The 13704-nt window shown below is 61.9% G+C and carries 13 protein-coding genes; 5 read left to right on the forward strand and 8 right to left on the reverse strand.

The annotated features are described in order from the left end of the window. Nucleotides 1-108 precede the first annotated feature (108 nt). A complete protein-coding gene (locus KUW18_RS08080; RefSeq protein WP_206941373.1) occupies nucleotides 109-411 on the forward strand; it encodes a DUF6482 family protein in 303 nt (100 codons plus the stop codon). A 327-nt stretch (nucleotides 412-738) separates the two neighbouring features. On the opposite strand, the gene KUW18_RS08085 is transcribed toward KUW18_RS08080, so the two are convergent. Then, a complete protein-coding gene (locus KUW18_RS08085; protein WP_206941372.1) occupies nucleotides 739-1116 on the reverse strand; it encodes a thiol-disulfide oxidoreductase DCC family protein in 378 nt (125 codons plus the stop codon). Continuing rightward, nucleotides 1113-2693 (reverse strand): cryptochrome/photolyase family protein, encoded by a 1581-nt coding sequence (locus KUW18_RS08090; protein ID WP_222561141.1) that lies wholly within the window; start codon nucleotides 2691-2693, stop codon nucleotides 1113-1115. The genes KUW18_RS08085 and KUW18_RS08090 overlap by 4 nt, the downstream gene beginning before the upstream one ends. A 112-nt stretch (nucleotides 2694-2805) precedes the next feature. Here KUW18_RS08090 and hemH point away from each other — a divergent pair, with 112 nt between their 5' ends. Beyond that, entirely contained in the window at nucleotides 2806-3876 is a 1071-nt protein-coding gene (hemH, locus tag KUW18_RS08095; RefSeq protein WP_222561142.1) for a ferrochelatase, read from the forward strand. Between the two features lie 69 nt (nucleotides 3877-3945). On the opposite strand, the gene KUW18_RS08100 is transcribed toward hemH, so the two are convergent. Genes KUW18_RS08100 through KUW18_RS08125 form a run of 6 tightly spaced genes read right to left on the reverse strand, consistent with a single transcriptional unit; the run spans nucleotide 3946 to nucleotide 9811 of the window. Continuing rightward, entirely contained in the window at nucleotides 3946-4329 is a 384-nt protein-coding gene (locus KUW18_RS08100; RefSeq protein WP_206941369.1) for a Na+/H+ antiporter subunit G, read from the reverse strand. A 15-nt stretch (nucleotides 4330-4344) separates the two neighbouring features. Beyond that, on the reverse strand, nucleotides 4345-4614 hold the full coding sequence (locus KUW18_RS08105; protein ID WP_206941368.1) for a K+/H+ antiporter subunit F: 270 nt from the start codon (nucleotides 4612-4614) through the stop codon (nucleotides 4345-4347). Beyond that, the gene (locus tag KUW18_RS08110) at nucleotides 4611-5108 is read right to left on the reverse strand and encodes a Na+/H+ antiporter subunit E (RefSeq protein WP_206941367.1); all 498 of its coding nucleotides are present in this window, start codon (nucleotides 5106-5108) and stop codon (nucleotides 4611-4613) included. Before KUW18_RS08110 ends, KUW18_RS08105 begins: the two co-directional genes overlap by 4 nt. Beyond that, nucleotides 5105-6613 (reverse strand): monovalent cation/H+ antiporter subunit D, encoded by a 1509-nt coding sequence (locus tag KUW18_RS08115; protein ID WP_222484203.1) that lies wholly within the window; start codon nucleotides 6611-6613, stop codon nucleotides 5105-5107. The genes KUW18_RS08110 and KUW18_RS08115 overlap by 4 nt, the downstream gene beginning before the upstream one ends. Continuing rightward, entirely contained in the window at nucleotides 6610-6954 is a 345-nt protein-coding gene (locus tag KUW18_RS08120) for a Na+/H+ antiporter subunit C (RefSeq protein ID WP_206941365.1), read from the reverse strand. Before KUW18_RS08120 ends, KUW18_RS08115 begins: the two co-directional genes overlap by 4 nt. 1 nt (nucleotide 6955) lies before the next feature. Further along, nucleotides 6956-9811 carry a monovalent cation/H+ antiporter subunit A gene (locus tag KUW18_RS08125; RefSeq protein ID WP_222561143.1) on the reverse strand — a complete coding sequence of 952 codons (2856 nt, stop codon included), beginning with the start codon at nucleotides 9809-9811 and terminating at the stop codon, nucleotides 6956-6958. 319 nt (nucleotides 9812-10130) lie between these two features. Here KUW18_RS08125 and KUW18_RS08130 point away from each other — a divergent pair, with 319 nt between their 5' ends. The 3 genes from KUW18_RS08130 (at nucleotide 10131) to KUW18_RS08140 (ending at nucleotide 13675) form a co-directional block, all read left to right on the forward strand. Next, entirely contained in the window at nucleotides 10131-11432 is a 1302-nt protein-coding gene (locus tag KUW18_RS08130) for a DASH family cryptochrome (RefSeq protein WP_222561144.1), read from the forward strand. Between the two features lie 215 nt (nucleotides 11433-11647). After that, nucleotides 11648-12943 carry a lytic murein transglycosylase gene (locus KUW18_RS08135; protein ID WP_222561145.1) on the forward strand — a complete coding sequence of 432 codons (1296 nt, stop codon included), beginning with the start codon at nucleotides 11648-11650 and terminating at the stop codon, nucleotides 12941-12943. A gap of 162 nt (nucleotides 12944-13105) precedes the next feature. Then, entirely contained in the window at nucleotides 13106-13675 is a 570-nt protein-coding gene (locus KUW18_RS08140) for an ATP-dependent zinc protease (RefSeq protein ID WP_222237794.1), read from the forward strand. Nucleotides 13676-13704: the final 29 nt, after the last annotated feature.

The raw sequence follows: 13704 nt of genomic DNA on the forward strand, positions 1-13704 counted from the left end.
CGCGCCAGACGGTGGCAAGAATGGACTGGTGTGGCAGATAGCGCTAATCAGCAAGGCGGTGGCAAGACGCTGGCCGCCACTACAGGATGAAAAGAGGCGAAAGATATTATGGAATTTCAGGAGCTGAAGGCCTTTGTGGGCCGACACGACAACTTCGAGATCCGCGTCATCAGCCACGCGGGTAGCCGTTTCTATCAAGTCGAGCTGGAAGACGTCGAAGGGGCGCGTCATATGCTCTGCCGACGCGGCAAGCCTGTGCTGTTCCGTTCACTGGACGATGTCTACCTTGAGCTGAAGCGAGCAGGCATTCATCGAGCCTACCTGGTGCAGCACGTCGCTCACGACGAGGTGATTGGCCGCGAGACCCACTATGCGCAGCCACTGGCATCGCGCATGCCACTGGTCTTCTGACGCTGCCCTCTCGACCCCACCATTGACGTTCTGACACCCCTGGGTGTTCCTGCCTTCCTCTGACCGATACAAGTCCCTGGCGCTGATAGCCAGGGCCCGTGACGGTCTTGTTCGAACCTCTCTAGGTCGAACCCTTCCAGATCGAAACTGTTCAGACCTAACCTATCTAGATCGACCCTATCTAGATCGACCCTATCTAGACCGACCCTATCTAGACCGACCCTATCTAGACCGACCCTATCTAGACCGACCCTATCTAGACCGACCCTATCCAGATCGACCCTATCCAGACCGCGCTTGGCCAGTCTGTACGTTGCCAGTCTGGTCTTAGCCAGACCCGTGTCGCCCCAGCCAGGGACGTAGCTTGGCAAACAGGCGATAGCCCAGGTCCAGCGCCTGCCGCATTCCCGGTAGCATGCTGAACCAGAGCCAGCGCCGGTAGCCCAAGGTCGCGTACAGAGCTCTGCTGGCATCCATCCCGACGATCCAGTGGCCCCTTGCGTCGAGAAGGTGCAGCTTGCCCATCATGTCCTCGATGCGCTTGCCCCACTGCGCGGCATCAAAGTCGGGATGGCGAATATCCACGAAGCGAATACGGTCCCGTCTGGGATGGCCGCGCAGCCAGGCGACTTCCCGGCGACACAGCGGGCAGCCGCCGTCGTGGAACAGGGTGACCGGCGGGGTGATGTCGTCGAAGCGCTTCATGATGATGCCCCCCGGGCGCGATAGCCTGCCACATGTTCGCCTTGGCCGTAGCTCGGCTCGAGCTCCAGCGTGGCGAGAAAGGACTCCGCCTGCTCACGCATGGCGGTGCGCTTGTCATCGCTCATGCGGTTCAAGGAGCCGTAGATCAACTTCATTCGGTGGTTGTTGCTCAGGGTGTCGGCGTGGCGCTCAAGGAAGTGCCAGTAGAGGCTGTTGAAAGGACAGGCCGTCTCGCCTGTGGTCTTCTTTACATCGTAGTGGCAGTCGCGACAGTGATCCGACATGCGGTCGATGTACTTGCCAGATGCACAGTAGGGCTTGGACCCCATGATGCCTCCGTCAGCATGCAGCACCATGCCCAGCGTATTGGGCAGCTCGACCCACTCGCAGGCATCGGCATAGACGGCGAGATACCAGTCGCATAGTGCCTCCGGACTGACGCCGCATAGCAGGGCAAAGTTGCCGGTGACCATCAGACGCTGAATATGGTGGGCGTAGGCATTCTCGCGAGTCATGCCGATAGCGCGCTGCAGGCAGCGCATGTCCGTCTCTCCGGTCCAGTAGAAGCGAGGCAGGCCACGAGTCGCCTTGAGGGCGTTGCCGCGCTTGTAGTCTGGCATCTGAGACCAGTAGACGCCGCGCACGTACTCGCGCCAGCCGAGTATCTGTCGCACGAAGCCCTCGACCGCGTTGATCGGGGCCTTGCCTTCAAGATACGCATTCTGGGCTGCCTCACAGACCTCTCTCGGGCTTATCAGCCCCAGGTTCATCGGCGCCGAGAGGCGCGAGTGGAAGAGGTAGGGGTCGTCATCGCTGATGGCGTCCTGGTAGTCACCAAAGTCGGGTAGCAGCGCATCGATGAAATGGCGCAGGTCGACCAGCGCCTGCCGCCGCGTCACCGGCCAGTGGAAGCCGTCAAGATCGCCAAAGTGATCGCCAAAGTGCTCTGCCACCTGGTCGAGCACTGCCTGGGTGGTGTCATCGATACCATGCTCAGGCGGTGATGGCACATCGAGGCGCTGGTCGAGTGGCTTGCGGTTGTCCTTGTCAAAGTTCCACTGACCGCCCATCGGCTCGTCGCCTTCCATCAGTAGCCCAGTATGGCGCCGCATCTCGCGATAGAAGGCCTCCATGCGGGGTTGCTTACGCCCTGACAGCCACTGCGCGAATGCCTCGGGCGTGCAGTAGAACCGAGTGTCTTCAGTCCATTCCCAGGGCACGTCGCTGCGACGCTCCTCGATCGCCTGCAGCAGGCGCCATTCCCCCGGGCGAGTGGTCACGATGCGCTGACAGTCATAGAGCTTTGCGAGCCGCTCGGCCTCTTGCAGCAGCGAGTGGGCGTTGTCCGGGTCATCGAGCGCGCTGTAATGGACCCGATATCCCTTGTCACGCAGGCTGGCAGCAAAGTGGCGCATGGCCGACAGCATCATCGCAATCTTTTGCGGATGATGGGGAACATAGCGACCTTCCTCGGCGACCTCGCAGAGGGCGATCACGTCGTCATCCGAGGCATGTTCCAGTGCCGCCAGCTCGTGGCTCAGCTGATCACCGGCAAGCAGAATCAAGGATCTGGACATAAGTTTTCCAACAGTTGTACAAATCTTCTTTATAGTAACACTTGATTCGAGCCTGACACCTGCTGGTGTTAGTCTTTTTGCTTACCGAGACCGCCAAGAGGAAGCCATTTTCATGGATCAGTCTGATTCCCCGTCATCCGAGCAGGTACGCCGTCCGCCACATGCCCCAGCGGACCACCCTGTCATTCCTCGTGACAAGATCGGGGTGCTGGTCGCCAATCTGGGGACTCCGGATGATACGGGCTACTGGTCCATGCGCCGCTACTTAAGCGAGTTTCTATCGGATCAGCGGGTCGTCGATTACCCTCGTTGGCTGTGGCAGCCTCTGTTGCAGCTGGTGATCCTCAGCCGTCGGCCGTTTGCCTCAGGGGAGGCATATCGCAGCATCTGGAACACCGAGAAGGACGAAAGTCCGTTGCTGACGATCACCCGCAACCAGGCGGACAAGCTGGCGCTGCGCTTGCGTGACGCTGTGGGGGAGAATATCGAGGTCAGTTTCGGAATGCGTTACGGCAATCCCTCGACAGAAAAGGCGCTCAAGGAGCTTGAGGACAAGGGTTGTCGGCGTATCCTGTTCTTCCCTCTTTACCCGCAGTATGGCTCACCGACCACCGCGACGGCGTGCGATCAGTTCTTTCGCCAGTTGATGAAACGGAAGTGGCAGCCGGCCATCAGGACCGCGTCGGCCTACTTCGATGAGCCGGCCTATATCGACGCTCTGGCGGCCTCGGTGAGGGAGCGCCTGGCGCAGGAGACCCAGCCGCCCACCAGGATCGTGGCCTCCTATCACGGGGTACCCAAGCGCTTTTTGACAGAAGGCGACCCGTACTACTGCCAATGCGTGAAGACGACTCGGCTGTTGCGAGAGCGGCTCGGCATGCCGGAAGAGGACGTCGTTACCGCCTTCCAGTCGAAATTTGGTCCAGAGGAGTGGGTCGGGCCCGCAACGGTCGACAAGGTGGCCGAACTGGCACGCCAGGGCCATAAGCGCATTGCAGTGCTGTCGCCTGCCTTCAGTGCCGATTGCGTAGAAACCCTGGAAGAAATCCAGCAGGAAATTCGGGATGCCTTCATCGAGGCCGGCGGAGAGACGTTTGTCTATATTCCCTGCCTGAATGATCGCGACGATCACATCGACGCGCTGGCGGGCATCGTCAGGCGAGAGTTGGCCGGATGGTTATGAGAGCCTAGACGCCATCGCAAAATGGGCAGCCATCTGGCTGCCCATTGTCGTTTAGCAGACCGCTCTGGCCTACTCCGGATCGGGGTGGGGGACCGGCTTTGCACCGACTTCCTCTTCCCGAAACTCGAGGGGCTTGCCCCGGGTCTTGTCCAGGTAGTTAAGACGCTGATGCAGTCCGGTCTTGGCCAGCATGTGGGCACTGACAGGTGCTGTGATGAACAGGAACAGGGTAATCAGCATTTCCTGCAGGTGCAGGCCGCCCTGGGTGACGCTGAAGTACACCATCGAGCCTGCGAGTATGCAGCCCATGCCCAGGGTGGTGGCCTTGGTCGGACCATGCAGGCGCATGTAGAAGTCCCTGAGGTGGGCCATGCCCAGCGAGCCGATGAAGGCAAACAGCCCGCCAGCGATCAGCAGTACCGAGATCAGGCCCTCGAGAAACACGTATAGCATGAAGACTCTCCTGAATTACTCGATGATGTCGCCGCGCAGCAAGTACTTGCAGACTGCGATGGTGCTGATGAAGCCCAGCAGTGCAATCAACAGCGCCGCCTCGAAATAGGTCTTGGTGTTGAGCCAGATGCCCATCAGGATAATCAGCGCGATGGAGTTCACATACATCGTGTCCAGCGCGAGAATCCGGTCGGGCATGTCAGGTCCCACCGTCAACCGGTACAGGTTCAGCAACAGCGCCAGGGAGACCAGCGTCAGGCTGATGGTCAACGCGATATCGATCATTCGAAGATCTCCTTCAGCGGCCGCTCATAGCGTTCCCGAATGGTGTCGATGAGGGTTTGCTCATCGCGCACGTCCAGCGCGTGTATCAGCAGCGTCTTCCCATCCATGCGCAGGTTCGCCGAGACCGTACCCGGTGTCAGCGTGATCGTGCTGGCCAAAAGCGTGATGGTAAAGCGTTCTTCGAGCATCAGCGGATACTCGACGAAATGCGGCCGAGTGCGGCGCCAGGGATTGATGATGATCCAGGCAACCTGCAGGTTGGCCACCACAATGTCACCGATGACCCTCAAGAAGAAGCGCAGCAGTTTCCAGGGTTTCTTGACGCCGGGCTGCAAGTCCCAGAAGGGGTAGGTCAGCCAGGGGATCAGCACCGCCAGGACGCTGCCCAGCAGCAGATGGCCCACAGAGACATCATTGACCAGCAGCAGCCAGACAACCAGCAACAGCAGGCTCAGTAGCGGGGTGGGCAACAACGAACGAGAGCGGGTGGTCATGGAGCGTCTCCCTGTTGCATCAGCACGGCGCGGAGCATGGGTTCAGGATTGGTCAGCTGTTCGGCGGTGGCTTCGGTATAGCCTGCCAGGGGCCCGGCCAGCACTACCAGCAGGGGGGAGGCGGCCAGCAACCAGCCAGTGCCGGCCCACTGCCAGGCCGACAACGGCTCGCCGTCATCGCTGGCCTGACTGCGCCAGAACAGGGTGGAGCCGGCCCGGGACAGCGCCACGATTGCACACAGCCCGGTGCCCAGCAGTAAAGGCCAGAACCACAGGCGTTGGTCGCTATCGCCAGCACTCATCAGCATGACCTTGCCAAAGGCGCCTGACAGCGGCGGCAAGCCTGCCACGGCCATACCACCGATGACGAACATCAGCCCGAGGGCCGTGGCATTGTGGGGGACACGGCCCCGCACCAGGCGCGTGCCTGCCTTGCCACGCTGGGTGCCGATCATGTCGGCCAGCAGGAACAGACCGCCGGTGACCAGGGTGGTATGGACCAGATAGAACAACAGTCCCGATACCGCAGCAGGGGAGCGCATGCCGACGCCGGCCAGCAGGGTACCCACCGACACCAGTACCAGGTAGGCCACCAACAGGCGCAGGTCACGCGCCGCCAGCACGCCGATGCCGGAAATCGCCAGAGTGCCAAGGGCAAGCCACCATACCCAGCTCTGCTCCAATGCCTCGAGGGGGCCGGCCTGGTCGCCGAAGATCAGCCAGTAGACCCGCAATATCGCGTAGACCCCGATCTTGGTCATTACCGCAAATAGGGCGGCGACCGGAGGCGGAGCGCTGGCATAGGCCCGTGGCAGCCAGAAGTACAGCGGCAGAATGGCCGCCTTGAGGCCAAAGACCACCAGCAGCAGCAGCGCGCCGGCCACCACCATGCCCTGGCGTTCGCTGGGTAGCTGGCTCACCGCCTGGGCCATGTCGGCCATGTTGAGGGTGCCCGTGGCACCGTAGAGCAGCCCAACCGCGAATAGAAACAGTGCCGATCCGGCAAGGTTGAGGACCGCATAATGCACGGCGGACTGGATGCGACCCTTGCCTCCGCCATGCACCAGCAGGGCGTAGGAGGCGAGCAGCAGCACCTCGAAAAAGACGAACAGGTTGAACAGGTCGCCGGTCAGGAAGGCGCCGTTGATCCCCATCAGCTGCAGCTGGAAGAGGCCATGAAAGTTGCTGCCCTTCTCGTCGTCGCCGCCGCAGGCAAACAGCACGGCGCCAACGGCCAGGAGGGATGTCACGAAAATCATCAGCGCAGACAGGCGATCAAGCACCATGACAATGCCAAAGGGTGGCTGCCAGTCACCGAGCGCATAGTAGTGAATGTCGCCAGCGGCGGCCTGACGCAACAGCAGCAGGCTGACCAACAGCAAGGCAAAGGTGGTCACCAGGCCCAGAACACGCTTATAGGACGGGTTGCCGAAGCGCGTCATCAACAGTGCCACCGCGGCTGCCAGGGGCAGGACGATGGGCATCACGATCAGGTGGGACATCAACGTCGCTCCTCCTTGTCCTCGGCCTTGCGCCCATCGACATGGTCATTGCCCATGTCGCCCCGGGCGCGCATGGCGAGGATGACCGCGAAGGCCGTCATGGCAAAGCCGATGACGATGGCGGTGAGTACCAGCGCCTGGGGCAGCGGATCACTGTAGTGGCTCTTGCCGTCGATGATGGCGGAGCCTCCCGCCGTGAGCCCGCCCATGGAGAACAGAAACAGGTTGGTCGCATAGGACAGCAACGTAAGGCCGACCACCACCGGGAAGGTTCTCCCGCGAAGCATCAGGTACAGGCCACTGGCGGCGAGCACGCCGGTGGTAATGGCATAGAGCATTTCCATATCACACGGTCTCCTTGCCGTCGGAGGGGGCAGCGGTTCGGTGCAATCCCTGCTCTACCGAACCTTGGTCATGGTCTTCCTTGGCCGGGCGGTGAGGCGTGGTGACCTTGCCCAGGTTGGCCAGGATCATCAGAGTGGCGCCCACTACCGCGAGATAGACGCCAAGGTCGAACAGCATGGCGGTGGCCAGCTCGATGTCACCGATCAAGGGGATGTGGAAGTGGCCAAAGGACGATGTCAGGAAGGGCGCGCCGAACAGCCAGCTGCCGAAGCCCGTCAATGCCGCCACGCCGACGCCAAGGATGGCGACGGGCTGATAGGGGAAGTCGAGTCGCTGCTGGGTCCAGGCAACCCCCCTGGCCATATACACCAGCAGCAGCCCGACGGCAGTGATCAGGCCAGCGATGAAACCGCCGCCGGGCTGATTGTGACCGCGCAGGAAGATGAAGACCGACACCAGCAGCGCCAGCGGCAACACCGTCTGCGAGATGGTTGTCAGGATCATCGGATAGCGATCGGGTGCCCAGATCCGGCCTTCGCTGTCACTGTGCGGCATGAACAGGCGCAGGCGATTGAGCAGCTTGAAGATGGCCAGTCCCGCGATGGCCAGGACGGTGATCTCGCCCAGGGTATCAAAGCCACGGAAGTCGACCAGAATCACATTGACCACGTTGTGGCCGCCTCCTCCTGGCACGCTGTTGTCGAGGAAGAATTGAGAAATACTCTCCGTATCGCGGGTCAGAACGGTGTAGTTGAGACCCGCAATCACGCCCCCAAGCCCCATGCACAGCAGCAGGTCGCGCAAGGCTCGTGCCGGAGTCGACTCTCTTGGCGTCTTTTGTGGCAAAAAGAACAGCGCCAGCATCAGCAGAATCATGGTCACGACCTCTACCGACAGCTGGGTCAGGGCCAGGTCAGGCGCAGAGAAGCGGGCAAAGGTCAGGGATACCAGCAGACCGACCACCGACAGCATCAGCAGTGAGATCAGGCGGTGTCGGTGGGTGATGGCGGTGCCGATGCCGGTAAAGATCAGCAGCAGGGCACCGACCAGCAGGACACCGTCGACCGGTTGATTGCCCTTGGCTCCCGTGAGCGTATCCATTTGCGCCAGACCCACGGCGCCGGCGATCAGAGAGGCGCCTAACAGCAGCGTCATGAAGCGCTGCAGCGACGCATTGTCGAACCACTCGGTGATGCGTTCTGCGCGATCGCCGATCGTCTGGACCACGCCCTCGAAGATGCGGCTGGCATCGCGGGGCGGAAAGTCACGCACAAACTGGCGGATCTTGCGGTGCAGCAGATAGGTTGTCAGGCCGGCCAGCGTGGCGATGATGCTCATCGCCAGCGGTAGGTTGAAGCCGTGCCAGATGGCCAGGTGAAAATCCAGGGGCTCAAGCAAAACGGCGGCCACCGCCGGTGCCAGCAGCCAGGTGGCCATCACCGCGGGAAACAGGCCGACCAGGATGCACAGTGTTGCCAGCAACTCCGACGGAGCGCGCATCAGGTGAGGAGGCTCGTGAGGAGCCTTGGGTGGAGCGTGACGAGGCTCGGCGAAAAACACCGCATGGACCAGACGGATCGAGTAGGCCACCGACAGCACACCGCCGATGGTGGCGAGTACCGGCAGCACCAGGCTCAGACCGCCAAAGGCCTGGGAGTCCAGGGTTTCCGTGAAGAACATCTCCTTGGAGATAAAGCCATTGAGCAGCGGGAAGCCTGCCATGGCAGCGCCTGTGATACTCATCACGATGCAGGTGATCGGCATGGCCTTGGCAAGCCTGCCCAGCCTGGCCAGGTCCCGCGTTCCCGCTTCGTGGTCGATGATGCCCGAGCACATGAAAAGCGCGGCCTTGAAGGTCGCATGGTTGAGAATATGAAATAGCGCGGCGAGCACCGCCATGGGGCTGCCGATCCCCAACAGTACCGTGATCAAGCCAAGATGGCTGACAGTCGAGAATGCCAGGATGCCCTTGAGGTCTGCCTTGATCAGCGCGAACCATGCCGCGTAGACCATGGTGACGATCCCGACCACGGTCACGATGGCCGACCACAGCTCACTGCCGGCAATGGCCGGGTGCAGGCGAGCCATCAGGAAAATGCCGGCTTTGACCATAGTGGCCGAGTGCAGGTAGGCGGAGACCGGCGTTGGCGCTGCCATGGCGTGGGGCAGCCAGAAGTGGAAGGGGAACTGCGCCGACTTGGCGAAGGCGCCCAGCAGCACGAGCACCAGCATGATGGGGTAGCGCGGGTCCGCCAGAATGGTGGCGCCGCTGTCCAGCACGACCTGCATATCCAGGCTGCCGACGATGTCGCCGAGCAGCAGCAGGCCAGCGAGCAGGGCCAGACCGCCCGCACCGGTGACCGTCATGGCCATGCGCGCACCCTTGCGGGCCTCGGAGCGGTGTGACCAGAAACCGATCAACAGAAACGACGACAGGCTGGTGAGCTCCCAGAACATCCACAGGACCAGCAGATTGTCGGCCATGGCAATGCCGACCATGGAGGCCATGAACAGGATCAGGTAGGCGTAGAACTTGGCGTAGTTCTCGCTGGCGTCCAGGTAGTAGTGGGCATACAGGATGATCAGCAGGCCGATACCCAGTATCAGCAGATTGAACAGCAGCGACAGACCGTCCAGGCGGAAGGCCAGGTCAAGGCCGATCTGCGGCACCCACTCGAGGCCTGCACGGGGAATGTTGCCTGCCTCGATGGCGGGCAGATAACTGAGGGTAAGGGCCAGCGCCACTGCCGGAAGGCAAGCGGTGGCCAGGGTGCAGAGTAAGCGGCCTCGAGATCCGGTCAATGCGGGTACCAGCACACCGAGAAGCGGTAGCAAGGGAATCCATAGCAAAGTCATCTGTTGGTCATCCTGCCTGTCCTTGAACGTGGTAAGCCCTGACGCGCCTGTAAAAGCCGTTCGACTACAAGGTGTTATGAGTACCCCTGGAGTGGCGGTCACCTTACCCTGAAGCGCCGCCCCACTTTACCCGAAAGATGGACGCCCCGCTGCCCTGTTCGGATTCAACGACCTCGGTCTTCTCTTACAGGCTTGTACGAAAAGTGTACAAGCCCTATATTTTAGAGATCCTCATGGCGCTGGACCATCGAATACCTGGCGCCAGAAGGCGTGAAGGGGCCGCTATCGGCCGACATGATGGATGGTGAGTGGAGTTGGCATGGAGACAGATCTGGTCTGGCTGCGCGGGGAGCTCAGGTTGGCGGATAACCCGCTGCTGGCATCGCCGGGAGGGATCAGCGAGCGGCTCGTGGTGTACGTGATCGACGCTGCCCTCCTTGAGCCTCAGGCGCCGCTGGACATTCCCAGAATGGGGGCGCGCAGGCTGCGATTCCTGTGGCAGAGCCTACGGGAGCTGAGAGGCGAGTTGCTCAAGTGTGGCAGCGATCTGCTGGTCACCGTGGGCGAGCCGGTGACGCTGGTGGCAAACCTGGCCGAGCGTATCGGCGCCTCGGCAGTGCGTGTGGGTGAGCATCCCGGTAGCGAAGAGCAGCAACAGGTGCAGCGCCTGTCACAGCTATTGCATCCTGGTTGTCGGCTCGACACGTTCAGTACCGCCACGCTCTGGGCGCATGCAACCTTGCCTATTGCAGTGGAGGAGGTTCCGGGTAGCTGGTCCGCGTTCAAGCGCAAGCTGGGCAAGGCCAAGCCATCTGCTAAGGCACTGCCAGCGGCAGCCACTCAGCCCGCCTGGCCCGATCGGGCGCCTCGCGGGCTGCCGTCGCTGCAGCGTCTTTCGCCGGCGGCAGCGGCGCTCGATGATCACCCTGACCCGTTGGGCCTTGGCTATGCGGGCGGCGCAGCGAGTGGACTTGACCGCCTTGATGAGTATTTCTGGAAGCAGCAAGCGATCGGTGTCTATCAAGACACCCGTAACGGGTTGGTGGGGCCGGACTTCTCGTCACGCCTGTCGGCTTGGTTGGCCACGGGGTGTATCTCTGCCACCCAGGTGCTGGGCGCGCTGACGCGTTGGGAGCAGGAGCACGGGGCCAATGCCTCGACGAAGCACTTCTATCGCGAGCTGCTATGGCGAGAATACTTCCACTGGGCGGCGTGGCAGGAGGGGAGCGCACTGTTTGGCAAGCGGGCGCCATCGCCAGGACAGGCGTTCACACGCTGGCAGCAGGGAGAGACGGGGCAGCCGGCGGTGGATGCGGCCATGAAGGAACTGCGCGATTGTGGCTGGATATCCAACCGTGCGCGTCAGTGGGCGGCCAGCTATCTGGTGAACGATCTGTGCGGAGATTGGCGTCATGGAGCCGCCTGGTTCGAGCACTGTCTGATGGATTATGACGTGGCCAGTAATTGGGGTAACTGGAAGTACATCGCGGGCGTGGGGCGTGACACTCGGCCCAAAGTCTTCGACATGGATGATCAGGTCCGGCGTTACGACCCCGAGTTGCGATACGTCCAACACTGGCTCGAGAAGGACGAGCTTGAACGGCGACAGGGGGTGTCATGAGGACAAGAAGAAGGTCCATCGGCGTCTCAGTTCGCAGCGATCAGAGCCATGCGCTGGCAGGACGAAAGGGCGGGAAGTGCGGTGACATGGTGGTATCGAAGGACAGCCCCAGCCCCCTCCTGTGGTCGACGCCGATTCCCTCCGTTTGCATCTAGCGCCGCAGCGGGGAGTGGGTCATCATGCCTGCACATTGATTGCCAAGGATTGCCTTCAACATGTCGACGCGACTGCTTCCCGCCTTTCTTCTTATCGCCTTGGTCGGCTGCCAGACGACGTCTGCCGCCCCAGAGAGTGGACCTGCCAGCCCTGCTGCCTCGGAGACAGAGAGTGCCAGCTCTGACAGCGACGCGGCAACGCCCGCCGCCAAGGACGCCAGTGCTGACGATCATGACGGTCGTACCTTCGACCAGTGGCTCGCCGACTTCCGTCGCCAGGCTCGTAGTGAAGGTATCAGCGAAGACACACTGGCGCGGGCCCTGGATGGCGTGCGTTACCGTCCCAGGGTGATTGAGCTCGACGGCTCGCAGCCCGAGTTCGTGCGTCCGGTCTGGCAATATCTTGATACCGCCGTGTCAAACGCGCGGGTGACCCAAGGGCGTGACAAGTTGGCAGCCAACCGCAGTGCAGCGGGTCGTGCCCAGTCAAGCTATGGCGTGCCGGTGGAAGTGCTGACGGCTATCTGGGGCATAGAAAGCAACTACGGCCAGAATTTTGGTGATTTCTCCACTCTGGAAGCGTTGGCCACACTGGCTTACGACGGTCGCCGTCGAGACTTTGCCCGCGGGGAGCTGCTGGCCGCGCTGAAGATCATCCAGGCCGGGGATATCACGCCCCAGCGCATGAAAGGGTCCTGGGCGGGAGCCATGGGACATACGCAGTTTATCCCGTCGAGCTTTGTGTCCTATGCCAAGGACGGCGATGGGGACGGTCGCCGGGATATCTGGGCCAGCATTCCAGACGTCATGGCGTCTACCGCCAACTATCTGAATCGTGCCGGATGGCAGCCCGGCCAGCCCTGGGGCGTGGAGGTCGAGCTGCCTGCTGGCTTCGACTACGCCCAGACTGAGCTCGACACCCGCAAGAGTGCCGCTGAGTGGGGCCAGCAAGGGGTGCGCCGGTTCGGTGGTGGCGAGTTGCCTGCCTTTGCCGAGGCCTCGGTGATTACCCCCGCGGGTGCCCGCGGCCCGGCCTTCCTGGTGGGTCCCAATTTCCGTGCCATCCTTCGCTACAACAATGCCACCAGCTATGCCCTTGCGGTTGCCTCACTCAGCGAGCGCATCGTAGGCCGGCCTGGCATTCAGGGAGGATGGCCGAGGGACGAGCAGCCCCTGAGTCGCACCCAAGTGCGCCAGCTGCAGGCACGGCTGCAGGCTCTGGGGTACGGGGTGGGAACCCCTGACGGCATCATGGGTCCCAATACTCGCGCGGGTCTGCGAGCCTGGCAGCGTGATCAGGGGCTGGTTCCGGATGGCTTTGCCACCCTGCGCCTGCTCGAACAGCTGAATCGCTGATCCTCTTCAGACGTGCCCAAGCGACGGTTTGGGCACCCGGCACATTGGCGCTGGCTGACAGCGCCGCATCACAGGGAGAATTGCAGGATGAAGGAATCGCTTGAACGCTGGTGTGTCAGCCGGATACGTGCCGTGGCGCTGGCAGCGCTACCGTTGACCTTGATGCCGATGAACGCCGCCCTGGCTGATGACGGACCCGATGTCTTTGGTTGGGTGGAGAAGGCGACGCTGGAGCCCTGGGACGTGGAGGTCAAGGCCAAGCTGGACAGCGGTGCGCTGACATCCTCGCTGGATGCGCGAGATATCGAGCGTTTCGACAAGGACGGTGAGCCTTGGGTACGGTTTGCGCTCGAGCTGGAAGATGAAGAGACAGGCGAGACCTTCAAGAAGGAGCTCGAGCGGCCTTTGTATCGTGACATGACGGTACGTGGGGCCGGCGGCCGGGACGAACGTCTGGTCGTGCTGATGAAGGTGTGCATGGGCGATACCATTCACGAAGAGCAGTTCAGCCTGCGCAATCGCGAGGAAATGAACTATCCGATGCTGCTGGGACGTCGCACCATCGGTGAGCTCGGCCTTCTCGATGTGCGAGAAACCTTCCTGATCGCGCCGACCTGTGACGAGAATTCACCGGTGATCGAGCACGATGGGGAAGGGGAGTTCGGCACCAATCGCAGGGCCGAAGAGACCGACGACCAGGACGCAGAGGACCAGGACGCTGACGCTGAATGATCGCCGTCTGCTGGTCAGTACGTCACGGC

Source organism: Halomonas sp. DP5Y7-2 (assembly GCF_019802025.1).
Classification (GTDB): Bacteria; Pseudomonadota; Gammaproteobacteria; order Pseudomonadales; family Halomonadaceae; genus Halomonas; species Halomonas litopenaei_A.